This window comes from Butyricicoccus porcorum (genome assembly GCF_051246315.1).
GTDB lineage: Bacteria > Bacillota > Clostridia > Oscillospirales > Butyricicoccaceae > Butyricicoccus_A > Butyricicoccus_A porcorum.
Map to the genome: position 1 here is coordinate 2,617,545 of NZ_CP178353.1, position 24,255 is coordinate 2,641,799.

Sequence of the window (24,255 nt, forward strand, 5' to 3'; positions counted from 1 at the left end):
CCTCCTTATGATACCGTTCCAATTTCATTAAACGGATAAATGCGCATCAAAACCTTGCCGATGACATAGCGCGTATCCACCATACCGAGCGCAGCATAGCGGCTGTCAGTCGAATGATTGCGGTTGTCACCCATGACAAAAATGCAGCCCTCCGGCACCGTCTGCGGGAAAGTCACATCGTAAAAGGTCGTTGTCGGCTCCGCAATGTATTCCTCCTCGAGAACCTCGCCATTGACCGTGACAACACCTGTGTCAAAGTCAATATCGACTGTATCCCCCTCTGTGGCGATCACGCGCTTGACAATCGGGCTCTCCATAAAGGAATCCTTCGTCAGAATCACGATATCGCCCTTTTGGGGCGTATAGAACAGGTTGGACACGAGCAGTTGGTTGGCATCCTGAAGGGTCGGCTCCATAGACGAGCCCTGTACGCCGATGATACGGACGCCGAAGACAAAAATCAGGATCACAGTCGCCAGTGAGATCAGCAGGGCCTCGCCCCAATCGAACAGCTCGCTGTGAAACCGGGATGCTTCCTCTTCCGCGGCAGCTTTGTTTTGTTTGCGCATTGGTTCCATCATCCTTTCGTCGGATAAGCATATATATTGTTATAATATACCGCTTTATGGGTACTTGGCAAGTAGTTTTACCTATCCGGGACAAAAACAAAGAAAAAAGGAGAGGAACATAAGCTGTCCTCTCCTTTGTGGTTCTGAATTTAGGCTGAAACTTACAGCTTTTCCTGAACCTTCGCCGCCTTGCCGACTCTGCCGCGCAGGTAGTACAGCTTGGCACGACGAACCTTACCGTTGCGAACAACCTCGAACTTTGCGATGTTCGGGGAATGTACCGGGAAGGTCTTCTCAACGCCGACACCGTAGGAAATACGTCTTACGGTAACAGACTTGTTGATGCCGCTATGCTTCATAGCGATGATGGTACCCTCGAAAATCTGAATTCTTTCACGGTTGCCTTCCTTGATCTTCTGGTGTACCTTGACGGTGTCACCAACCTTGAGCTCCGGCAGGTCGGTCTTGATCTGCTGCTCTGCGAGAACCTTTACTAAGTCCATCGTATTTTCTCCTCTCAATCTTAGACAATCGTGTCTCTCTTAAAACCTCAGATCCCGCCCGCCGTGGAAGAACTCCGGGCACAATGCTGCGCCGCAGCGGACCGGTGGCCACGCCCCGTGACCGGGTGGACAGAGGATTGTCCGGTTTCGGTTAATAAGTCTACCATGAATTCTGCGAAAAAGCAAGAGAAAGATACAAAAAATACCACGACTTTTTGTACAGATTTGTTGTTGCATGTTCACAAATATGGTATAATATGGTGGCAATAGCACTTCACTTTTTCATATCGAGGAGGTCATCTTTCGTTATGTGGGCATATGAGAGCGTTTTTTATCAGATTTATCCGATGGGATTTTGTGGTGCGCCGTGGGAAAACGACGGCAAAACCGTCAACCGTGTGAGCAAAATCGCCACATGGGCGAAGCACATCGCTTCGGTCGGCTGCAATGCACTCTATCTTTCCCCTGTCTTTGAATCGGACAGCCACGGCTATGACACCCGTGACTTCCGCAAAATCGACTGCCGCCTGGGAAGCAATGCGGACTTTGCAGCGGTCTGCGACACGCTGCATGAAAACGGCATCCGTGTCGTGCTGGACGGCGTATTCAATCACGTCGGCCGCGGCTTCTGGGCTTTCCGAGATGTACAGGAAAAGAAATGGGACTCTCCGTACAAGGACTGGTTCCTCATCAACTTCGACGGGAATTCCAACTATAACGACGGCTTCTGGTATGAGGGCTGGGAGGGTCATTATGAACTGGTCAAGCTCAATCTGCGCAATGAGGCAGTCATCCAGCACATCTTCGACTGCATCCGCGGCTGGGTTGAGGAATTTGACATCGACGGCCTGCGCCTCGACGTCGCCTATTCCCTCGACCGCGACTTTATGCGCCGCCTGCGCGCGTTCTGCGACACGCTGAAGCCGGACTTCTTCCTTGTCGGCGAGGTCATGAGCAGCGACTGTTCTCCGTTCCTCGCGGACGGCATGCTGCATGCCTGCACCAACTATGACTGCTACAAGGGCCTGTATTCGTCGTTCAACAGCATGAACATGTTCGAGATCACACATTCGCTCCAGCGCCAGTTCGGCCCGGAATACTGGACACTGTACAAGGGCAAGCATCTGCTGTCCTTCGTCGACAACCACGATGTCACACGTGTCGCTTCCATCCTGCAAAATGAAAAACACCTGCCGCTGATTTACGCACTGATGGTCGGCATGCCTGGCATCCCGTGCATCTATTACGGCAGTGAGTGGGGGGAAAAAGCAGTCAAGCAGCCCGGTTCGGATGCAAATCTCCGTCCGTGCTTCGACGAGCCGCAGAGCAATGAGCTGACTGCATTCATCGCAAAGCTCGCAGAGGCGAAGAAAAACTCGAAGGCGCTGTGCTACGGCAATTTCACCACGCGCCTGCTCACGACCAAACAGGTTATTTTTGAACGTGCATTTGAAGATGAGCGCGTCATGGTTGCAATCAACGCGGATGACCAGCCGTTTACCGCACATTTCAACGCAGAGGCTGGACGCGCCCGCGACCTGATTACCGGTGAAGTTCACGACTTCGGCGGCGGCTCGGAGCTTCCGCCCTATTTCGCCGCTTACTGGCAGGTCTTTTAGGGCGTATCGGAAAAGTCGAAACGTTTGACTAGTCCTACAAATGCAGATCGCTTCATCGTTAAAAACACTTGAAATCCGAACGGATTCCTGCGTGCTTTTGTCTGGAATCGACCTCGCCTTTGCGAAATATTCGTCATTTTCTCGGTTTTCAGATAGCACCTAAACACTTCCCCATCTGAAAAAATCACCGCTCGCTCGGTTCTGTCATACAAATGGCTGTACCGAATGCGGGCGGTTTTTTTCAGGGGGGATTTTTTTGGACTTTTTTATCATCATCGCCGTCACGATGGACGTCATGTTTGCCGCCATGGCCTGCGGCACCTCAGACATCTGGATTCCATGGTACTCGCGCCTCTGCATGGCGGCTGTAAGCAGTGGATTCCTGCTCGTGTCTGCCGCGGGCAAAAATATCCTGTTCGACGACCTGCCGGAGCTGTACATCCGTCTGCTCGGCTTTTTCGCACTCATGTTGATCGGTCTGATGCAGCTCTGCGGCGATCATATCTCTCTCGCCGTTCAGCGAACCAAGAGCCGGTGGCTTGCACCGCTGCGCACCGGTGCGGCAGTCTTTCTCGACCATGCACAAGCGGACAAGGACAATTCCAAGGTTCTTTCCCCGGCAGAGGCCATTGTGCTCGCCGTCCCGGTGTCCATCGACTCACTGATCGGTGGTCTGGGCATCCTGACAGAGGGTCTTGCGTTGCTGCCGCTGTTTGGCATCGCATTTGTGTGGAATTTCTTCGCCGTCTGGTATGGCAGATGGTTCGGCACAAAGCTGCCTATTCCGGGCGAAAAAGCACGCTCGATGGCGTGCGGCTTCGCGCTCATGGCGCTCGGCATATGCAAGCTGGTGCTGTAATCAACTGTTTTGCTGCTCGATGCGTTCTGCCAGTTCCTGTAGCTCCATCCACCGTTCGGTTCGTTCCTCCAGCTTCGCGGACAGTTCTTCGATCTGTCCGGCAAGCTGCTGGAGCGCCACAAAGTCTGAGGTATTCGCCTGTTGCTCCGCCTGCAAGCCCGCAAGCTGCTGTTCCATCGCCTCAATTTCGTCCTCGATATGCTCCAGTTCATACTGATCCTTATAGCTCATGCGCAGCTTTTCGCTCGGCTTTTTACGCGGCTTCGGCGCGGCTTCTGTCTTCTTCGACACCGCTTCCGGCGCATCTCCGCGCTTTTCCAGATAATCGGCATAATTACCCAGGTACTCCCTGACATGCCCATCCGGACGAAATTCAAAAATACGCCCGGCGATTTTGTCGAGGAAGTAGCGGTCATGCGATACTGCAAGCACTGCGCCGTCGAAATGTTCCAGATAGCTTTCCAGAATGGTCAGTGTCTCAATATCGAGGTCATTAGTCGGCTCGTCCAGCAGCAGAATATTGGGCGCACTCATGATAACACTGAGCAGGTACAGGCGCCGCTTTTCTCCGCCGGACAGGCTGCCAATGCGTGTCCACTGTGATTCACCGGAAAACAGGAAGGTTTCCAGCATCTGGGAGGCCGACAATGTGCCGTCTGGTGTGCGCACGGTTTCCGCGATGTCACGAATAAACTCGATCACCTTCTGATTGTCATCCATATGTCCGCAGTCCTGCGCAAAGTATCCAATGCGAACCGTTTCACCGAATTCAATGGTACCGTTGTCCGGCTGCGCACGGCCGGTCAGCATGCGCAAAAAGGTCGATTTTCCCGTGCCATTTCGTCCGACAATGCCGATCCGGTCCTTCCGCGCCACTATCAGGTTCAAATCGCGGATATACGTCACACCATCCCAGCCCTTTGTCAGATGGGAAACCTCGATGGTCTTTTTGCCAAGGCGCGTGGAAATAGATTTCAGCTCCAGTGTATCCGCTTCCTGAATTGGATTCCGGCTGGACAGCTCCTCAAAGCGTTCGATGCGGCTGCGGCTCTTGGTGCCGCGCGCACGTGCACCGCGCCGCATCCATTCCAGCTCACGCCGCAGCAGGCTCTGCCGCTTGCGCTCGGATGCAATGGCGCTTGCCTCGCGCTCCGCCTTGCGCGCAACAAAGCCCTCATAATTCTCGTCGTAAAAATACAGCTTCGCATGATCCAGCTCACAGATGCGGTTTGTCACACGGTTGAGAAAATATCGGTCATGCGTGATGATGACAATCGCGCCGCGGTATGCCTTCAGCTGCTGTTCAAGCCATGCCGCCGTTTCGTTGTCGATGTGGTTGGTCGGCTCGTCCAGAATCAGAATTTCACTCGGATTGATGAGTGCGGATGCAATCGCCACGCGCTTTTTCTGTCCACCGGACAACCGGCGCACGGATTTGTCAAATTCCGCAACGCCCAACTGTGTGAGCAGCGTCTTCGCTTCATATGCGCGTTCCTGCGCAAATTCCGTCGATGCACCGCGGAACACCTGCTGCAATACTGTGATATCCTCCGAAAAATCCGGTGCCTGTGGCAGATAACCGATGCGCGCACCGTTCGCCAGCGTCACAGTTCCTTCATCCGCCTCCTGTAAACCCGCGAGAATGCGCAAAAATGTCGATTTTCCTGTGCCGTTGACACCGATGAATCCGACCTTGTCGTGTTCCTCCAGCGCAAATCCAACGTCGTCAAACAGCACCTTTTCTCCCCAGCTGAGTGAAATATGCTCCGCATTGAGTAGTACCATACTGCTCCCTCCCATACACAACAAACCGCCGAACTTGCGTCCGGCGGTTGTGGAATATTTTTCGTAACTTACAGCGAATTGACGATATCTTTAAACCGGTTGCCGCGCTCCATAAAGTTTTTGAAAATATCAAATGATGCGCTTGCCGGAGACATCAGAACAATGTCACCGTCCTGTGCAGCGGCTGCCGCACCGCGTACAGCTGCTTCAAAATCATTGTAGGTTTCAATGACAAGCTGTTCCGGATCAAAATTCTCTGCTGCACGTACCGATGCTTCAATTGCCGGTGCCGTGCTGTCATCCGGATTTGCGTCGATCAAAATCAGTCGTTTGACATGGTCGCATACAATTGGGCCAAAGCTGTCATACGGAATCTTTTTATCATGACCGCCCGCCAGCAGGATCACCTTCTGTTTGAAGGCACGCAGACCTGCCGCTGTTCTCGTCGGGCTGGATGCAATCGAATCGTTATAATAGCGCACGCCATTCAAGGTGCGGACAAGCTCCAGACGATGCTCAACGCCGCCGAACGAACGCGCAACCGTAATGACATCGTTAAACGAAACCTTACCGTGTGTCAGGCAGGTCGCCGCCATATAGTTTGCAATATTGTGCGCGCCCGGAATGCGAATCTCCGAGGCATCCATGATCTTACGGCGGTTACCGTCCTCTGCATACCAGATTACGCCATCCTGAAGATAAACACCATTCTGTACCGGCTCCTTCATGGAAAACTGAAGCAGTTCCACACCATCTGCCGGATGGAAGCTCTGCGAAACAGGATCATCTGCATTGAGCACCAGCTTTGCACCTGGCTTCTGATGCTTAAAGATATTGGTCTTCGCCTGAATATACTCCTCCATATCCTTGTGGACATCCAGATGGTTCGGCGTGACATTCGTGACAAGCGCCGCTGCCGGAGAGCATTCCATATCCATCAGCTGGAAGGAAGATAACTCGACAACTGCAATGTCCTGTTCTGTCATCAATGGGACATCTGCCAGCAGCGGGCGTCCGATGTTGCCGCCGAGATGGCAGGTATACCCTGCCGTCTTGAGAATTTCACAGGTCAGCGTGGTAGTAGTAGTCTTTCCGTCCGAACCAGTAATGGCGACAATCGGGCACGGGCAAACCTGCATGAAGACCTCCATCTCGCTGGTGATCTCGCTGCCCTGCTCGCGCGCCCGTACCAATGCCGGATGGTTTGGGTGCATGCCCGGGGTACGGAAAATAATATCTCCGCCAAGATTTTTCAGATATTCACTTCCGACACAGAAGCGAACGCCCAGATCAGACAGGCCCTCATAAATCTCTCCCAATTCCTCTTCTGTTTTCCGGTCATGTACGGTGACATATGCTCCTGCCTCCAACAGCAGGCTGATCAGTGGCGTATTGCTCACACCGATGCCGATCACCGTGACCTGTTTTTCATTCATCGATTGCAAAAAACGATCATATGCGCTCATTTTCACTTGCCTCCGAATATTCTGCGCACCGAAAAGCGTCCCGCTCTCCTGCCGCACGCAAATATATCATCTTCATTTCATTTTATTATGTCGGGAATGCTTCCTTGCCCGGATGCATTCCCACAGAAACCCTCGCACCAGCGGGGAGAAAATGCAAAAAGAGTGAGCAAAGAGTAAGCCGGGTTCTGTCATTGGAACAGCCATCTATCTGGGATGCATGTTACCACACACCTCTAGCCACCTTCTCGGGACGGGCCGGGCAAGCCCTGTGTGTCCCTCTGCGGTGTTGCTGCGGATAGAGTTTACAGAGTCGCATAGTTACCTATGCGACTGGTGAGCTCTTACCTCGCCTTTCCACCCTTACCCCGGCAATGCCGTGGCGGTATATCTCTGTTGCACTTTTCCTGGAGTCGCCTCCGGCGGACGTTATCCGTTATCCTGCCCTGCGCAGCCCGGACTTTCCTCATAAACGGCCTTTCGGCACTGTTTACGCGGCTGTTAACTTTACTCACTCCAATTTATTATACAGAAATCCACGATTTTGTCAATCTCCTGCACATCTGAGCTGAGGAAAAGCCTGTTTCAGATACGGGAAGACAAATGCAGCAAATTCACCGTCATGACAGCACCATGCGTCCCGTGAAATGCGGAATGGTACGCCATCCAGCGTCTTTGCCTCAATTTCACGCGCATTTTCCAGCTCCATACGGCAAAATTCCTCCGCACGCACACAAATCATGCGCGCAACCTCCTCCCCCGGTGCAAATGGTGGCGTATCCTGCCGTAACACATAAACATTGGAAGTCTCGCGGTCAAAAAAGCCGGGCAGATGCAGATCCGGCGCACGGTACTGTCCGAGCTTTGTCAGCTGTCCCGATGCAAGCCGCAAACCGGTTTCCTCCCACACCTCGCGGAGCACAGCCTTATCCGGGCATTCCCCTGCGCCAATATGCCCTCCGCACGCCAGATCATAATAATCCGGAAAATCCGCCTTCGTATGTGCACGCTGCTGGAAATACAGCACCGGTTCACTCTCACCAATCATCCAGCAGTGTACAACCTGATGCAGCAGGCCCTCTGCGTGTACACGGCTGCGCGGTGCTGTGCCGATCCAGTCCATCTGTTCGTCAAAAATATCAAGCTGTTCTTCCATGCCAATCACCGTCCTGCATCTATCATACCGCAGAACGATATCGTACGCAAGGCATTCAGCAAATCGTCACGTGATACAGTGCCATCCAATGGTGAAGCTGCAAAAAATAAGCGATGGTCTGCGGTGTCTGCATCAGCTGCCCGTACCACGGTTGTGCGCGGTGCTCAGTGAGCAGCTGCTCAAGTGCCTCTTTTTTGACGATATCGAACATCGGCGATGTCCCGTCATCCAGCACCTGGCGCAGCAGATTGGACACGGCACGCAGATAGGCCGGGTTGTGTGTTTTAGGATACGGGCTTTTTTTGCGCATGCGGATCTCCTCCGGCAGCAACCCGCGTACAGCTTCACGCAGCAATCCCTTTTCCATGCCGTCTAAATCCTTCATGTGCCATGGCACGCTGTACAGATATTCTGCAATACGGTGGTCGCAGAACGGCACGCGTACTTCCAGCCCGCTGAACATACTCATGCGATCTTTACGATCAAGCAATGTCTGCATAAACCAGTTCATATTCAGCCGTGTCATTTCCCGGATTCGGCAGTCATCGACGCCATGTACTCCAATCGGCTGCACTTCTGCAATGGTCTGCTGATATTTTGTATCAACATATGCCGCAGCATCTATTTGTTCCTGCCATTCCCCCCGCAGGAAGGACGCGCGGTATTCTGTCGACTGCGCCCAGGGGAATCCCTGTCTCCGGCGCACATCTGCATCCCGATACCACGGATATCCCCCAAAAATTTCATCCGCACATTCGCCGGACAGTGCCACCGTGCCGATCTTTCTGATCTCGCGGCAGAACAGCAGCAACGAAGCATCCACATCTGCCATGCCCGGCAGGTCGCGCGCTTCCACTGCCTCAAACAGCGCCTGTACCAGCTGCGGCGTATCAATGACAACCAAATGATTTTCCGCACTGATAGCGTCATTCATTTTGGAAATAAATGCATCGTCACTGTTGGGCTGGAAGTGCGATTTCTGAAAATATTTATCATTATCACGATAGGTGACAGAAACGGTATGCAACTTCTGCCTTGCTGCGGCATAGGTGCGCGCAGCAATCGCAGAAATAATACTCGAATCCAAACCACCGGATAAAAACGTACACAACGGAACATCTGACACCAGCTGCCGCTCCACGGCATCACACACCAGTTCCCGCACATGCGCTACAGTTTCCTCTGTGCTGTCCGTATGTTCCCGATCCTTCAGCTTCCAGTACTGCCGCAGATGCACACCCTCCCGTTGGGAATAGGTCCCGCACCAGCCTGCCGGCACTTCATGGATGCCGCAGAATACGCCATAGCCCGGCGTGCGCCCCGGGCCAACCAGCATCAGCTCTGCGACCGCATTCACATCAATCCGCGCGTCGATATCGGGATGGGCAAGCAAGGTCTTGATCTCTGATGCAAACAGAAAATTTCCGTTTTTTTCCGTAAAGAACAATGGCTTTACACCGATGCGGTCACGCGCAAAAAACAGAGATTTTTTACGTATATCCCACACAGCAAATGCATAGATTCCATTAAACAGATCCAGACAGGCCTCGCCCCATTCCAGATACGATGCCAGTACGACTTCAGTATCTGAATGAGTGGAAAAGCTGTGGCCACATGCTTCCAGTCTGCGGCGCAGCTCAGCCGTATTGTATAGCTCACCGTTATATACCATGCAATATTCCTTTTCGCCCGCCCATCGTGTCATGGGCTGCCGTCCGCCCTCGATATCAATAACCGCAAGGCGCGCATGGATCAGTGCCGCACTGTCCCTCTGCCAGATCCCTTCCTGATCCGGTCCGCGCCTCCGCATGGTCTTCTGCATTCGCTCTAATATTGTCCGGGACGGAATATCCCCCACAAGTCCTGCAATTCCACACATGCTCTCTGCCTCCGTTCCGCAGTATCATAGAATCGCTCCGATCATTGTATGCAGCAGCACATCGGGATATGTAAAATAAAACCGTTTCTGTTTATGCGTATATTTACGCACGAACTTCTTATTTTGTAGTATAACACACTGGGGTTCTCTGTCATTTCTGGTGAAATTTTGTATAATATACACGAATCATTGTAATTTTTTTGTTTATATCCGTACTTCCATATACGGCAAAAAATCTTGACAATCCCGTCGGAAACAGCGTACAATATATATAAGCAAAGGTGCTCCAAGATAATTGGAGTGCCTTTTTCTTTTTCCTGTTTTGCAATCTATAGAAAGGGAGAGGTTCCCATGAAAGATATTATCGCCCATGGCGACAACATTAACGTACTTCTCGCACGTTATGGCGTAAAATTCGGAATATATAAGAACGGGACATTTCACGAGCAGCTGTTTCCGTTTGATCCGATTCCCCGCGTCATTCCGGCAGAAGATTTCGACTATCTTGAGCGCGGTTTACGGCAGCGCGTCGATGCGTTGAACCAGTTCCTGGCGGATATTTACAGCCGGAAACGTATTATTGCTGACGGCATTATTCCGGAGGATTTCGTCTTTTCCTCCTCCGGATATCTGCCCGAATGTGAGGGCATCATGCCTCCCGCAGGTATTTACAGCCATATCTCCGGCATTGATCTCGTACAGGCCAAGGATGGCACGTGGTACGTCCTCGAAGACAATCTGCGTATTCCATCCGGTGCCTCCTATCCCTTGATTGCACGAGAACTGTCCCGAAAAGCAAGCCCGGGTGTTTTCCGCTCATATGCCGTGCGCGACAACCGCGACTACGCGAACCTGCTGCGTGAAACGATGGATAATGTCAATCTCGGCGGCATCAATGTCATTCTGACACCGGGACGCTATAACGCCGCATTTTTTGAACATTCCTATCTTGCAGAAAAGACCAACAGCGTACTCGCCATGCCGAACGACCTGTTCGTACAGGACTGCAAACTGTATTACCGCGATGACCATGGCAACAAAAAACGTGTTGGTGCCGTCTATCGCCGCCAGTCGGATGAATTTCTGGATCCATGTACCTTCCGCTCCCATTCCCTTATCGGTGTGCCCAACCTGATGGCAGCTTACCGTGCAGGTAATGTTGCTATCATCAATGCACCGGGCAACGGTGTTGCGGACGACAAGGGTATTTATTACTTCGTCCCCAAAATGATCCGCTATTATCTGGGGGAAGAACCGATTCTGAATAACGCGCCTACCTATCTTCCGATGTACGAAGAAGATCAGAAGTTTGTTCTGGAAAATCTGGAACGCCTGGTTGTCAAGGATGTCGCGGAGGCCGGCGGCTACGGTGTCGTTTTCGGAGATAAAATGTCCGAACAGGAGCTTGCTGACTGGCGCGAGCTTATCCAGCGCGAGCCGCGCCGGTTCATTGCACAGGAAGTCATTGATTTCCGCGATCTGGACATCATCGACGAGGGCAAACAGGTTCCGCGCAAGGCTGATCTCCGTGCCTTTGTGCTCAGCGGCGCGGAAACCAAGGTCTGGGCAAGCGGCCTGACCCGTTTCTCCCGCAACCCCGATTCGTTTATTGTCAACTCATCGCAAGGAGGAGGATTTAAGGATACATGGGTACTATCTCGTTAGAAAAAAGGGACAGCCTGTTCTGGCTGGGACGCTATACCGAACGTGTGTACACAACACTGAAGGCGTTTTACAATTATTACGATCAGATGATTGACCGCCAGGCAGATGCATACAAAAATCTATGCGAACGTCTGGATATCCCAAACATCTATCAAAGTGAGACGGATTTTATCCATCGTTTCCTGTTCGATAAGGATGATCCGAACTCGATCTTTACTTCGCTCAACCGTTCCTACGACAACGGTATTATTCTGCGAAATGAAATCACCAGCGATTCGCTGGCTTACATCCAGATGTCGCTGGATATCTACGCGGCATCCTCCCATTCCGATGTTCCCACAATGGCTCTGCTCCCGGTGCAGGATTACCTGCTCGCTTTCTGGGCAAGTATCGATGACAACGTGCTGGATCAGCGCTGCCGCAGCATTATCAAATGCGGCCGCTATCTGGAGCGTCTCGACCTGTTCCTGCGTCTGAGCTTCCCGACGGCAGATATTGAGCGTGCACTCTGCAAGATGACACCGCGCCTCAGACAGAGCGGCATCGCATACGACGAAGAGGTTCTCGACTTTCTGTACGCCCATGTGCGCGAATCCATGCTGCACACCCCCGGCTGGCGCCGTGAATGTGCCCGTTCGCTCATGACGCTGATTACCGAATAACAAAGGAGACGCGTATGAGAAAGCTGAATTTCACGCACTGCAAAAAGCTGGAATTTGACACACCTGTCATTTCGCACAGCTTTTCCCTGCGGCTTGTTCCCCGCACAGACAGCCGCCAGATTATCTGCGACCTGCACAAAGAAATTACACCTGCCGAGCATCTGGCCAACGTCACCGATGAATGGGGAACAACCATGTATATCGGCGACTGCTACAGTGAACATACTTCTTTTTCGTATTCTGTAGCAGGCATTGCCTGGGTGCGGGATACTCCGTATGTTGACGGCCCGCTGCATCCAATCTACCGCTATCCGTCCGAACTGACACGTCCGGGGGAAGCGATCGAATCCCTGTATGCCGGTGCTGCCATCAGCGGCAAAGAGCCGGTGGAACGTGCACAGCAGTGGATGCATCTGTTGCACAGCATCATGACCTATGAAAAGGGTGTCACCAACATCTGCACCACCGCAGAAGAGGCTGCTGCGCTGAAAAAAGGTGTCTGCCAGGATTTCACGCACATCATGCTTTCCCTGTGCCGCCGCGACGGTATTCCGGCGCGCTATGTAGTCGGTTATCTGTTCGGCGAGGGGGAAACACATGCCTGGGTCGAAGTTTTCGACGGCCGCCGCTGGTGCGGGCTTGACCCAACCAATGACTGCATGATTGACAGCGGCTATATCTGCCTGACAACCGGCCGCGACTACAACGACTGCATCCTTGACAAGGGCTTCTTCCGCACGCCGGGCTACGCCCCCTGCACGGTTTCCCAAAAGCAGAATGTAACTGTGACTGTGCGCGATGTGTAATTCTTACATATTCGCATATAATTAAAAAATATACCACATTGACCGACAAGGAGTATCCCTGCCGGTTATTGTGGCGTTATGGAGGGAATATTCATGATACAAGAAGTTGTGTCCGTCGGCCTGCCGGTCGATGAGCGATGGAAAATCATCAAGAACCGCATTGAGCCGGAATCCGGTACGCGGCCGGACATGAAGCGCATCTGCATTGTCACCGGTACACACGGCGATGAGCTGGAAGGCCAGTATGTCTGCTATGAGGTCGCGCGCCGGATCAACGAACACAAAGAACTGCTGAATGGCATTGTCGACATCTATCCGGCACTCAACCCGCTCGGCATCGACTCGATTACGCGCGGTATCCCAATGTTCGACCTGGATATGAACCGTATTTTTCCCGGCTCAAACACAAGCGCTACAGCGGAATTTGTCGCGGCGCAGATCATGAACGATATGAGCGGTGCTGATATGGCAATCGATATCCATGCATCGAATATTTTCCTGCGCGAGACGCCGCAGGTGCGCGTCAATGAAACAACTGCGGACAATCTTCTGCCGTATGCCAAGCTGCTCAACACGGATTTCGTCTGGGTGCATGCCTCTGCAACTGTTCTGGAAGCGACGCTGGCACACAGTTTAAATAAGACCGGTGTGCCGTGCCTCGTCGTGGAGATGGGCGTCGGCATGCGCATCACAAAGGAATACTGCATGCAGTTGGTAGACGGCATTTTCCGCCTGATGTGCGAACTTGGCATCTGGAAGGGCGAAGCGCCGGCAGTGCGTGAACCGATTGTCTCGCGCGATGGCCATGTCAGCTTTGTCAACGCAGAGGCATCCGGTATTTTTGTCTCCTCAGTCGAGCACTGGCAGCGCGTGAAAAAGGGCGATCATCTGGGCGATATCGTCAACCCGGCGACCGGAGAGATTCTGCACGCCGTACAGGCAGATGTTACCGGACGCGTGTTCACGCTGCGCGAATACCCGGTCGTATATTCCGGTTCACTGATTGCACGTGTACTGGAGGAATATGAGGAGGATGCCGAAAATGACTAAGGAAACACTGTTTACACTGCCCTCGCCTTACCGCGATACACTCAATGTCACCGGCTATCGGTTTGGACGCGGTGAAAAATCGGTCTGCATCATGGGTGCGATGCGCGGCAATGAAGTCCAGCAGCTGTATATCTGCGCACAGCTTGTACACACGCTCGAGCAGTTTGAAAAGCGCGGCATGTTGGTCAAGGGCAATGAAATTCTTGTCGTCCCGTCGGTCAACCACTATTCGATGAACATCGGAAAGCGGTTCTGGGCGATGGACAATTCCGATATCAACCGCATGTATCCGGGCTATGACCGCGGCGAAACCACACAGCGCATTGCTGCCGGTATTTTTGAAAAAGTACAGGGCTACCACTATGGCATTCAGTTCGCCTCGTTCTATATGCCGGGCGACTTTATCCCTCATGTGCGCATGATGGATACCGGTTTTCAGTCCACCTCACTGGCAAACCTGTTCGGTCTGCCGTATGTACTCGTGCGCAAGCCGCGTCCCTATGACACCGGCACGCTCAATTACAACTGGCAGATTTGGGACACGAACGCTTTTTCCATCTACACCAAGGAGACCGACCACATCGATCAGGAATCCGCACGCACGGCAATTGTGTCTGTCCTGCGCTTCCTTTCCCGTATGGGTATTCTGAAATATCACTGCCACAGCGGCTTTATCGCATCTATTATCCAGGATGACGAGCTTCGCCCCGTGCAGTCTCCGTGCGGCGGCATTTTCACGCGCATCAAGCATCCGGGTGATGAAGTCTCCTATGGTGACGAGCTGGCACAGATTACCCACCCACTTGAGGGTTATGTCATGCAGCACATCTATGCCCCGTGTGACGGCATTGTATTCTTCTCTCACTCCGCTCCGCTTATCAACGAGCAGACGACTGCATTCCGCATTATCCGCCGCCTGCACGGTTAACCGCCGAGCTGTGTACGGATTGTTTCCATGCGTTCTTCTCCATATTCCGTATTATAAATCGCGCGGATCGCGCAGTACATCAGCGCCGCATCCCAGTCGGGGTGCGGCGTCTGTAATGCTGCAAATAAGGCGCGTGCCGCCGCTCCCACTGCATCCTGACGGTCGAGCTTGCGGAAATTATCGGTGAAGTCATCCGGATAGTAGCCTTTGCCGAACAGGCACTGACAACCGGGATTGAGGTCATACTTTGACTGGTGCAGGTCAAACAGCAACGCATCGAGCTGCTCTGTGCTGCAATCCTCCCCCAGCGCCGCCAGCGCGCGGCGCACCAGTGCGTTTCTCTCCTCTGTCATCTCAATCGGATACAGTGAATAAGTCAGGCTGATAACAGCGCCCAGCACGCGGTTCTGTTCCTCTCTGTTCATAAATGTTTCCTCCGGTTTCCTTTTTCTATCAGTATATCACAAAAGCAGCGGACTGCATGGCAATCCGCTGCTTTCTTTTTTTCGTTCAGAATTTGCTGTCCAGATATTCTACAGCGCCCTTGAGTGCGTCGTGATTGTTGTCCGGCACGACAACATCGGCAATTTCCAGCACATAATCGCGCGCATTGGCGGGTGCAAAACCGATGCCTGCGTTTTTCAGCATCGGCAGATCATTCTGGCTGTCACCGATGGCGCAGACCATCTCCGGCCTGATACCGAGATAGTCCGCAACGCGGCGCACGCCGTCACCCTTGTGACCGCCCTTGCAGGTCATCTCATAGAAAATCGGCGTGGAGAAGGTCAGATTAAAATACTCCTTCATCGGGTCGACAAAGGCACGCACCGGCTCCATCTCGTCCGGCTGTCCGGTGAAGTTGATCTTTCCCCACTGCTCGCACGGCTCTGGGATGTCATCCAGTGCCATTTCTGTATATGGGATGTCCAGCAGTCGAAAATGGTCGCGCGTGGTATCGTTCATCCGGCAGACATACGAATGGTCGAGCAGATACACCTCGATACCAATATGCGGGAACTCTTTCATCACCTCATGTGCCAGTGCCTTTGCGCGGTCATCCAGACCCTCCATATAGACCATTTTCTCTGTGCTCTCATCACAGATGATTGCGCCGTTCAGATAAACGCCCGGCGCATTGCACGGCAGCAACGTACGATATGCCGCCGTCGCAGGACGGGTGCGGCCGGTTGCGAGCGCAAAGTGTCCACCGTTCTGTGTGAAATAATTCAGCGCTTCGACCGTCGCGCTGCCGATCTCGTGTTTGTCGTTCAGCAATGTGCCGTCCATATCGGATGCAAGTAAAATGCCGTCAAATTTCCCCATATTGATTCCTCAGTTTCTGTAAAACAGTGGTGAAATACGCCGGAAGCGGCGCTTCAAATGTCATGCGTTCTCCAGTTGCCGGATGTGTCAGCGTCAGCTGCCCGGCGTGCAGGCACTGCCCGTCCAGCTTCCATTTGTCTTTGGACGGGCCATACAGCGGATCGCCGATGATCGGATGCCCAATGTGTGCCATATGCACACGAATCTGATGCGTGCGCCCGGTTTCGAGCTGAAACGCCATATAGGTATAGCCGCGATAGCGCTCCAGCACTTCATAGTGTGTAATTGCCTGTCGTCCACCCTCTGTGACCGCCATTTTCTTTCGGTCTACACGATGGCGCGCAATCGGCGCGTTGACTGTTCCTTTGTCCTCGCGCGGTGCGCCGTAAACCACGGCATAATACCGCCGTCCGGCGGAATGTTCCTTGATCTGTTCGGCGAGCGACTGATGCGCGCGGTCATTCTTCGCCACAACCAGCAGCCCGCTCGTGTCCTTGTCAATGCGGTGGACAATGCCCGGGCGAATCTCTCCATTGATACCGGACAGACTGTCCCCACAGTGGTACATCAGTGCATTGACCAGCGTGCCGCTCCAATTGCCCGGCGCGGGATGTACCACCATGCCACGCGGTTTGTTGACCACAACAATGTCATCGTCCTCATAAATGATGTCCAGCGGGATTTCCTCCGGAACAAGTTCAGTTTCCTTCGGCTCCGGCAGCTCAATCCAGATTGTGTCGCCGACAGCGGCCTTTGCATTCTTCCTCAGCGGCGCGCCTGCCAGTGTAACACAGCCCTCCCGCATCAGATTTTGTATGGCGGATCGCGTCAGTTCCGGCAGCTGCTCCGCGAGCAGCTTATCCAGCCGCTGTCCCGCGTCCGCCTCAGTTACTGTAACAATCTGTCTCATTCGCGCTCCGTTTCGTCCGAATCCTTGTGCTGGAACAGGTAATAAATGGCGAACATAACCACACCGACCGTGACATAAATATCCGCAATGTTAAACACTGGGAAGTGGATAAACAGAACTTCAATCATATCCACAACATAGTGGTGTACAATGCGGTCAATGACATTGCCGACCGCACCTGCACAGATAATCAGCAGGCTGATCTTACCCCATGTATTCTGTATCAGGTTTTTGCGGAACGCGTAGACAATCGCGCCTACAACAGCCGCTGCGAGCAGCACAAACAGCCAGATCTGATTTTCCAGCAAGCTGAATGCCGCACCGCGGTTTTCCACATAAGTGAGCTGCAAAATGCCCGGGATCAGTGGAATGCTGCCGATCGGTGCCAGCACCGTAACAGCCCAGTATTTGACAACCTGATCGACCAGAACCATGGCGAGCACCGCCAGCAGCGTCATCAGAATCGTCATCGGGAACGCCCCCTTTCAAAAAATGAGGCAGAGGACGCACCCTCTGCCTCAGCGTGTCTGATAAAATTATCGGCTGATTACAGAAGCGCAGCGTGCGCACAGGCACGGATGCTCTGCATTTTCACCGACCGTCGGATCATAAATCCAGCAGCGGGCACACTTCTCGCCCTCCATGCGGCTGACTGCAATCTTGATGCCGCCGAGTGCTTCGTAATCGTCGCCCTCGCCTTCGCCGCTCTGGACAGAGACAGCGGAAACAATGCACAGCTTTGCCAGATCCTGACCACAGCTGTCCAGGAATTCCTTTCCTGCGTCAGACGCAGTGATGACAACCTTTGCCTCCAGCGGCTTGCCGATCAGCTTTGCACCGCGCGCCTGCTCCAATGCCTTATTGACATCGTCGCGAACTGCGATGATCTTTTCCCACTTAATCATAGCCGCTTCATCAAATGCCAGCGACTCGTCGTAGGACGGCATGTCGTTGAACAGGACATTGTCCAGATCGTCACCCTGCTGATGCGGCATTGCATGCCAAATTTCATCGGCGGTAAAGCAGAGGATCGGTGCAATCATGCGAACCAGTGCATCCAGAATGCGGTAAATCGCAGTCTGTGCGGACAGACGGCTCAGGCCTTCGTCACAGTACAGGCGATCCTTAATGACGTCCAGATAGAAGTTGGACATATCAACAACGCAGAAGTTGTGAATCGCGTGCGTAACGGTGTGGAACTCATAGCTGTCATATGCAGCACGAACGCGGCCAACCAGATCGTTGCACTTCATCAGCGCCCACTGATCCAGCTCGAGCATCTGGTCATACGGTACCATCTGATCGACAGTGAAGCCGTCCAGATTGCCCATGATGTAACGCGCGGTGTTGCGGATCTTGAGATAGTTCTGCGACAGCTGCTTGAACATCTTCTTGGAAATCTTCATATCAACGCGGTAATCCGCAGAAGAAACCCACAGACGCAGGATATCTGCACCGTATTCCTTGGTAATTTCCTGCGGGCTCATACCGTTGCCCTTGGACTTGGACATCTTCTGGCGCTCCTCATCGACAATCATGCCGTGGGTGATGACCGTCTTATACGGAGCGGTGCCCTTGGTCGCAATGGCGGTCAGCATAGACGACTGGAACCAACCGCGGTACTGGTCGTTGCCTTCCAGATAGACGTCAGCTGGATAAGTCAGATCGTCGCGCTCATCCATAACAGCCGCGTGGCTGGAACCGGAGTCGAACCAGACATCCATCGTGTCGGTTTCCTTGGTGAATTCGCCACAGCCGCACTCGCACTTGATGTCGTCGGTCAGGATCTCGCTCGCGTCCATATCGAACCATGCGCTCGTGCCGTGTTCACGGAACAGGTCGGCAACCAGCTTGATGGTCTTCTCGTTGACAATCGGCTTGCCGCACTTCTTGCAGAAGAAGATCGGGATCGGTACGCCCCAGGTGCGCTGACGGGAGATGCACCAGTCAGAGCGCTCCAGAATCATAGAGGTCATGCGATCCTCGCCCCATGCCGGAATCCACTGAATGTCATGGCAGGCCTTGACTGCATCATCCTTCATCGCGTCGACAGAGCAGAACCACTGCTCGGTCGCACGGAAGATGATCGGGTTCTTACATCTCCAGCAATGCGGATAGGAATGTTCAATGGTCTCGACAGCCAGCAGCGCGCCCTGCTCCTTGAGGTCTTCCAGAATGACCGGATTGGTCTTTTCATAGTACATGCCGGCATATTTACCTGCATCCTCAGTTGCATAGCCCTTGCTGTCCACCGGAACAATCATCGGGATCTCCGGATATTTCTGGCAGACAATAAAGTCGTCTGCACCGAAGCCCGGTGCGGTATGAACGCAGCCGGTACCGGCGTCCAGCGTGACATGCTCGCCGACGATGACGAGCGACTCGCGATCCATCAGCGGATGCTGGGTGGTGATATATTCCAGTTCAGAGCCCTGAATCGTGCCGACGATTTCATAGGATTCAATGCCGGCAGCCGCCGCAACAGACGGAATCAGGTCGGTTGCCAGAACGTAAATCTCACCATTCGGAACCTTGACAAACGAATATTCAAAGTACGGATTGACGGAAATGGCGAGGTTGCCCGGCAGCGTCCAGGTCGTCGTCGTCCAAATAACGAAATAGACGTTCTCAGTGGTGCCAAGAATCGCACTGATCTTGCCCTTGTCGTCCTTTACGGCGAACTTGACGTAAATAGACTCACAGGTTGCGTCCTTATATTCGATCTCCGCCTCTGCCAGTGCGGTCTCGTCGTGCGGGCACCAGTAAACCGGCTTCAGGCCCTTGTAGATATAGCCCTTCTTCGCCATCTCGCCGAAGACCTCGATCTGCTTTGCAACGAAGTCATTGGTCAGCGTCAGGTACGGATGTTCCCAATCGCCTACAACGCCGAGGCGCTTAAACTGCTCGCGCTGCGTATTGACATGCTCCAGTGCGAATTCCTTACACTTCTCGCAGAACTCCTTATTGCTGACCTTATGGCGATCCAGACCAAACGCGGCAATCGCCTGACGCTCAATCGGCAGGCCGTGCGTATCCCAGCCCGGAACATACGGTGCCTTGTAACCGGTCATATTCTTATAGCGGATGATAAAGTCCTTGAGGATCTTATTGAGGGCGTGACCCAGATGCAGATTACCGTTTGCATACGGAGGGCCATCATGCAGAATAAACAGGGGCTTGCCCTCGTTTTTCTTCATCAATGTATCATAAATATGATCCTCTTCCCACTTCGCCAAAAACTCCGGCTCGCGCTTGGGAAGACCCGCGCGCATCGGGAAATCAGTCTTGGGAAGATGGATTGTCTTGTTGTAGTCCTGCGGCATTGAACCGTACTCCTTTCTAACTCTGGCGTCAAATCGCCAACCGCCAACGGGCGGCATCTCTATATCGCAAACAGCTGACGCTGTTTATCGTCAAGGGTTATGTATCTGCGCCTGCCTGAGAGCCGCTCACCTCTACGGTGAACTGGGTCTCCTCCATGCCGTTTTTGCGGGAGGCATGGGATGCATCGGCAAATATCTTCAAAATATCGTCCGGAATCTCTGTTCCGGAGGTATGCTGCTCACGCGGCGGAACTGCCGGCTCCGCCGGACCCTCCACATGGCTTTCCAATGTTTCGCTCTGTACGGTCTGTCCGGAAATCGAAGTAAATTCCAGACCAACCTGTTCGGGTATGGACGCAATGCGCTCGCTCTGCTCGCGGAAGGCGCGCGTCATCTTATCGATAAACGCCGCACACTCGCGCTGTGCCAGACGCAGGCGCGCCTGCTCCTGCGAGGCCTGAATCTGATACTGTCGAATCACTGCCTCGCACTGGCTGGACGCATCCGCTTTCATCTGCTCTGCCTGTGCCCGCGCACGGCTGAGCAGCTCCTCGGATTCATCCGTTGCCTTTTTCGTCGTCTGCTCCGCCACATTCTGCGCCGTCATCAGCGCCTGACGGATGCCGCTTTCAACCCTGCGGTATTCCTCGATTTTGTCCACCAGAACCTTGAGCTTTGCCCGCAGCTCTGCATTTTCCTTTTCCAGCGCCTCCATATCGTCTGCCGCCTGATCCAGCAGCGAATCCACGCTTTTGGTATCATATCCGCCAAAGACGGCCTTTTCAATGGAGTACTCCCGCAATTCCCTGGAACTTAACATGTTGACCTCCTGAAATCCGGCAGCACACGACTGGCGGAGAATAACTGGAAAATGGCCGGGCAGAAAACCCGGCCGAATAAAATCTGTGCGAATCAGCAATCAATACAATGCGTACAGCAGACTCTGCGCCATGGCCAGAATGACAAACGCCAAGAGCGTCGAAAAGTCCAGCGGCATGGTACGAAGCGAGCGAAACCGGCTGAGAAAACTGCGGCAGGGCGCAATCATCGGCTCGGTAACTGCATACAGCAGCTCTCCGATGCGCGAGCTCTGCACCTGCGGGAACCACGAGGCAATCGCCCGGAACACAAGCAGCCATTGCAGCAGACTGAGCAGCCTAATTGTCAAGTAAACTATAATCATATCAGCACTATCCTACTCTCTGGCCGGAGAGCAGCAATCATAATTTCATGCCGCTGTTTTCCAGCTCACTGATGAGGTCATCGCCGACAATTTCAACATCCAAAGGCGTAATCAGATATGTGTTGCTCGCAACGCGCTTGATCTTGCCCTCAATGGCATAGGTAACACCGCTGAGGAAATCGAGCATACGCTTGGAAACTTCCTTGTCGGTCGACTCAAGATTCAGCACAACCGTCATCTTATTTTTGAGATGGTCGGCGATATCGGCAACATTGTTGAACTGATCGGCCTTCACCAGCACGACGGCCAGCCGGGTCGTTGCACTGATGTTGACGACTCTATTATTTCTGCGCGGCTGAACCTGCGTGTGCGCCGCCTCAACCGGCGCGGATGCAGCAGACTCCGGGCGGCTGTAATAAGACGGTTCCTCCGGCTCTGTGGACTCCATGGTCTCGTCGTCCAGATCAAAGTCGTCGTCGTCCACTTCTCCGCTCACCCAGCGCTTGAAGTCATTCACTAATCCCATTTTCTGCTTCCTCCTGAATGGAACAATTCTTCCAAATATATCAATAATGGCGGGCGCCAAAAATAGCCGTACCCAGCCGGACGATGGTTGCCCCACAGGAAATTGCCTCTGTATAGTCGGCACTCATTCCCATCGACAAGCAGTCCATGGTGATATTATCGTATTTTTTCGCCGATATGTCAATAAATAGTTTGGACATTCTGTCGAAATAAAGAGTTTTTTCTTGATTTGGCTGCGGTTTTGGTGGAATTGCCATCAAACCGCGAACACGGACATGCTCCAATTCGGCAATTTGCTCGGTAACAGAAAACAGCTCATCCGGATCAATGCCCAGCTTGCTCTCCTCCCTGCCGATGTTGACCTCCAGCAGGATATCCTGACGGATTCCTGCCTTTGCCGCCTCTTTATCGATGACGCGCGCCAGCTTGAGCGAGCTGACGGATTCGATCAGTGAGACCTTGCCGATGAGATATTTGACCTTGTTGGTCTGAAGCGTGCCGATAAAATGCAGCGGGCATCCGTCATACGCGTGCTGTTCATACTTTTCCAGCAGCTCCTGCACGCGGTTTTCGCCGCATACATCCACGCCCGCCGCAATCGCCGCGCGCACGCGGTCCGCGTCGTTCATTTTGGTCGCCGCTACCAGCGTAATATCCTCCGGACGGCGTCCGGCCGCAGCTGCGGCCTCTGCAATGCGCTCCCGTGCCTGCGCAACCTTTTCTTCAATCTGCCTGCGTTCTTCCTCTGTCATTTCATTACCTTCTTGTCATCCAAATCTTTTGCTTCCACAATGATGTCGTCGCCCGCAACCAGAGAATCATTTCCGGTTACATTCTGCTCGACAATATAAAATTCCTCGCCTTCAAACAGTGGCTCAATCTTCTTGTATCGTGCCACATCGTTGGACAGGACATAGACACCCATTTCGTCATCCTGCATGCGGACGGCGGATTTTGGAACCTTGAGGCCGGAATAAGACGCCACAACGACCGTTGCGACCTGTTTGCGCATGGAAATGAGATCCTCATTCATATCCTGAGACTGGAAGATGACCAGTGTATCCTCGCTGTCCGCATCGTCACGGATTGACGCGACGGTTGCCTGCACATCCTGACTGACCTGCGCAAAGCGCAGCTCCACCGTTTTGCCCTGCGTCAGATGCTGTGCATCTGTATCTGACACCCGTGCGGCAAAATACCACGTATAGCTGGAGACAATTTTGCCCTTGTCAGATGCTGCGGATTTCTTTTTGTCCACCAGCTTGTCCAGCCCGGACAGCGTGAGGTCATCGACCACATCCGGTGTGAGCACTTCTTCATAACCATCCACCGACTCGCAGAAATATCCCGCATACGGCGAGGTAATCTCGGAGGTCTTGCCTTCCAGCCGTTCCTCCAGAGATTCCGCCTGCGATTCCAGGCTTGCAATCTCTGCGTCAATGTCATCGCTTCCGTCCTCCAGCGAGCCGCTCTTGAGCGCGAGCTGACGCAGCTCCGAGGTGAGTGAAGCAAGCTGTCCCAGCGACGCGCCTTCCGCCTCGCTGCTGATGGCGTTCATCTGCGCAATGATTTTCTGATTGAGCTGGCTGGAATTGGTGCTCGTCGACGACATCGTGCGCAGTGTTTCCAGCTGCTCGATGTTGTCGCGTATATTTTTCAGCTCGCGGCTGACCGTCAGTGCATCCTCATCCTTATATTCCGTGACGAGCGAAGCTCCCTTTGCGACCTTATCGCCCTCGGAATAATTATATTCCACCGTGTCGCCCTCCGCAATATCAATGATGTTTTCATCGCGGATAAAATATCCTGTCGTTGAAAACGAATCATCCATCGTCAGCTGGATTGCCGATGTTGTTCTGACCGGATTGTAGTGGTTGACCACAAAGCTGACCGCACTGTAAACCAGAATCAGCGCGAAAACAATAATCGGCATGCGGAGCGTTTTATTGATTTTTATTTTTCCGATCCGCCACACGCGGTTCGGCTCTTTTGCGGAATTTCTCCGTGAAAACGGAGGCCATTTGAATGCCATAGAAAGCTACTCCTA

Annotated in this window: 23 protein-coding genes and 1 other RNA gene; 7 read left to right on the forward strand and 17 right to left on the reverse strand. The window is 53.2% G+C overall.

The genetic code is table 11. The features are described 5' to 3' along the window. Window positions 1-5: 5 nt before the first annotated feature. Window positions 6-569 (reverse strand): signal peptidase I, encoded by a 564-nt coding sequence (gene lepB, locus ACLM7Z_RS12895; protein ID WP_087017711.1) that lies wholly within the window; start codon window positions 567-569, stop codon window positions 6-8. A 161-nt stretch (window positions 570-730) separates the two neighbouring features. Beyond that, window positions 731-1,072 (reverse strand): 50S ribosomal protein L19, encoded by a 342-nt coding sequence (gene rplS, locus ACLM7Z_RS12900; RefSeq protein ID WP_087017709.1) that lies wholly within the window; start codon window positions 1,070-1,072, stop codon window positions 731-733. Between the two features lie 308 nt (window positions 1,073-1,380). Between rplS and ACLM7Z_RS12905 the strand changes: the two genes are divergently transcribed. Continuing rightward, window positions 1,381-2,691: an alpha-amylase family glycosyl hydrolase gene (locus ACLM7Z_RS12905; protein ID WP_087017707.1), complete on the forward strand. Its 1,311-nt coding sequence runs from the start codon at window positions 1,381-1,383 to the stop codon at window positions 2,689-2,691. A 256-nt stretch (window positions 2,692-2,947) separates the two neighbouring features. After that, window positions 2,948-3,550 (forward strand): manganese efflux pump, encoded by a 603-nt coding sequence (locus tag ACLM7Z_RS12910; RefSeq protein WP_087017705.1) that lies wholly within the window; start codon window positions 2,948-2,950, stop codon window positions 3,548-3,550. Here ACLM7Z_RS12910 and ACLM7Z_RS12915 read toward each other — a convergent pair whose 3' ends face one another. From ACLM7Z_RS12915 to asnB, 5 genes are all read right to left on the reverse strand, one after another. Then, window positions 3,551-5,335, reverse strand: a complete 1,785-nt coding sequence (locus tag ACLM7Z_RS12915; protein WP_435645280.1) for an ABC-F family ATP-binding cassette domain-containing protein — start codon at window positions 5,333-5,335, stop codon at window positions 3,551-3,553. Between the two features lie 68 nt (window positions 5,336-5,403). Beyond that, window positions 5,404-6,801, reverse strand: coding sequence for a UDP-N-acetylmuramoyl-L-alanine--D-glutamate ligase (gene murD / locus ACLM7Z_RS12920; RefSeq protein ID WP_087017701.1), 1,398 nt, complete (start codon window positions 6,799-6,801; stop codon window positions 5,404-5,406). A gap of 159 nt (window positions 6,802-6,960) precedes the next feature. Beyond that, window positions 6,961-7,312: RNase P RNA component class A (gene rnpB / locus ACLM7Z_RS12925), an RNA gene on the reverse strand. Window positions 7,313-7,345: 33 nt separating this feature from the next. Next, window positions 7,346-7,954 carry an NUDIX hydrolase gene (locus tag ACLM7Z_RS12930; RefSeq protein WP_087017699.1) on the reverse strand — a complete coding sequence of 203 codons (609 nt, stop codon included), beginning with the start codon at window positions 7,952-7,954 and terminating at the stop codon, window positions 7,346-7,348. 55 nt (window positions 7,955-8,009) lie between these two features. Then, complete coding sequence (gene asnB, locus ACLM7Z_RS12935) at window positions 8,010-9,833, reverse strand: asparagine synthase (glutamine-hydrolyzing) (RefSeq protein ID WP_273349476.1); 1,824 nt, start codon at window positions 9,831-9,833, stop codon at window positions 8,010-8,012. A gap of 351 nt (window positions 9,834-10,184) precedes the next feature. Between asnB and ACLM7Z_RS12940 the strand changes: the two genes are divergently transcribed. From ACLM7Z_RS12940 to ACLM7Z_RS12960, 5 genes are all read left to right on the forward strand, one after another. Continuing rightward, entirely contained in the window at window positions 10,185-11,498 is a 1,314-nt protein-coding gene (locus ACLM7Z_RS12940) for a circularly permuted type 2 ATP-grasp protein (RefSeq protein ID WP_087017695.1), read from the forward strand. Beyond that, entirely contained in the window at window positions 11,480-12,160 is a 681-nt protein-coding gene (locus tag ACLM7Z_RS12945) for an alpha-E domain-containing protein (RefSeq protein WP_087017693.1), read from the forward strand. Before ACLM7Z_RS12940 ends, ACLM7Z_RS12945 begins: the two co-directional genes overlap by 19 nt. Before the next feature lie 14 nt (window positions 12,161-12,174). Further along, window positions 12,175-12,966 carry a transglutaminase domain-containing protein gene (locus ACLM7Z_RS12950; RefSeq protein WP_165761030.1) on the forward strand — a complete coding sequence of 264 codons (792 nt, stop codon included), beginning with the start codon at window positions 12,175-12,177 and terminating at the stop codon, window positions 12,964-12,966. A gap of 93 nt (window positions 12,967-13,059) precedes the next feature. Continuing rightward, window positions 13,060-14,016 (forward strand): M14 family metallopeptidase, encoded by a 957-nt coding sequence (locus ACLM7Z_RS12955; RefSeq protein WP_087017689.1) that lies wholly within the window; start codon window positions 13,060-13,062, stop codon window positions 14,014-14,016. Continuing rightward, window positions 14,009-14,944 carry a M14 family metallopeptidase gene (locus ACLM7Z_RS12960; RefSeq protein WP_087017686.1) on the forward strand — a complete coding sequence of 312 codons (936 nt, stop codon included), beginning with the start codon at window positions 14,009-14,011 and terminating at the stop codon, window positions 14,942-14,944. Before ACLM7Z_RS12955 ends, ACLM7Z_RS12960 begins: the two co-directional genes overlap by 8 nt. Here ACLM7Z_RS12960 and ACLM7Z_RS12965 read toward each other — a convergent pair. From ACLM7Z_RS12965 to ACLM7Z_RS13010, 10 genes are all read right to left on the reverse strand, one after another. Continuing rightward, the gene (locus tag ACLM7Z_RS12965; RefSeq protein WP_087017684.1) at window positions 14,941-15,369 is read right to left on the reverse strand and encodes a hypothetical protein; all 429 of its coding nucleotides are present in this window, start codon (window positions 15,367-15,369) and stop codon (window positions 14,941-14,943) included. The genes ACLM7Z_RS12960 and ACLM7Z_RS12965 overlap by 4 nt on opposite strands. Before the next feature lie 85 nt (window positions 15,370-15,454). Further along, the gene (locus ACLM7Z_RS12970) at window positions 15,455-16,267 is read right to left on the reverse strand and encodes a Cof-type HAD-IIB family hydrolase (RefSeq protein ID WP_087017682.1); all 813 of its coding nucleotides are present in this window, start codon (window positions 16,265-16,267) and stop codon (window positions 15,455-15,457) included. Continuing rightward, window positions 16,254-17,177, reverse strand: a complete 924-nt coding sequence (locus ACLM7Z_RS12975; RefSeq protein WP_087017680.1) for an RluA family pseudouridine synthase — start codon at window positions 17,175-17,177, stop codon at window positions 16,254-16,256. Before ACLM7Z_RS12975 ends, ACLM7Z_RS12970 begins: the two co-directional genes overlap by 14 nt. Then, complete coding sequence (gene lspA, locus ACLM7Z_RS12980) at window positions 17,174-17,647, reverse strand: signal peptidase II (RefSeq protein ID WP_242969771.1); 474 nt, start codon at window positions 17,645-17,647, stop codon at window positions 17,174-17,176. Before lspA ends, ACLM7Z_RS12975 begins: the two co-directional genes overlap by 4 nt. Before the next feature lie 66 nt (window positions 17,648-17,713). Continuing rightward, entirely contained in the window at window positions 17,714-20,500 is a 2,787-nt protein-coding gene (gene ileS / locus ACLM7Z_RS12985; RefSeq protein WP_087017678.1) for an isoleucine--tRNA ligase, read from the reverse strand. A 97-nt stretch (window positions 20,501-20,597) separates the two neighbouring features. After that, complete coding sequence (locus ACLM7Z_RS12990; protein ID WP_273349464.1) at window positions 20,598-21,320, reverse strand: DivIVA domain-containing protein; 723 nt, start codon at window positions 21,318-21,320, stop codon at window positions 20,598-20,600. Window positions 21,321-21,419: 99 nt separating this feature from the next. Beyond that, window positions 21,420-21,683 (reverse strand): YggT family protein, encoded by a 264-nt coding sequence (locus tag ACLM7Z_RS12995; protein WP_087017674.1) that lies wholly within the window; start codon window positions 21,681-21,683, stop codon window positions 21,420-21,422. A 37-nt stretch (window positions 21,684-21,720) separates the two neighbouring features. Beyond that, the gene (locus tag ACLM7Z_RS13000) at window positions 21,721-22,209 is read right to left on the reverse strand and encodes a cell division protein SepF (protein ID WP_087017672.1); all 489 of its coding nucleotides are present in this window, start codon (window positions 22,207-22,209) and stop codon (window positions 21,721-21,723) included. A 40-nt stretch (window positions 22,210-22,249) separates the two neighbouring features. Beyond that, window positions 22,250-22,960: a YggS family pyridoxal phosphate-dependent enzyme gene (locus ACLM7Z_RS13005; RefSeq protein WP_273349458.1), complete on the reverse strand. Its 711-nt coding sequence runs from the start codon at window positions 22,958-22,960 to the stop codon at window positions 22,250-22,252. Further along, the gene (locus ACLM7Z_RS13010) at window positions 22,957-24,240 is read right to left on the reverse strand and encodes an HlyD family efflux transporter periplasmic adaptor subunit (RefSeq protein ID WP_087017669.1); all 1,284 of its coding nucleotides are present in this window, start codon (window positions 24,238-24,240) and stop codon (window positions 22,957-22,959) included. The genes ACLM7Z_RS13005 and ACLM7Z_RS13010 overlap by 4 nt, the downstream gene beginning before the upstream one ends. Window positions 24,241-24,255: the final 15 nt, after the last annotated feature.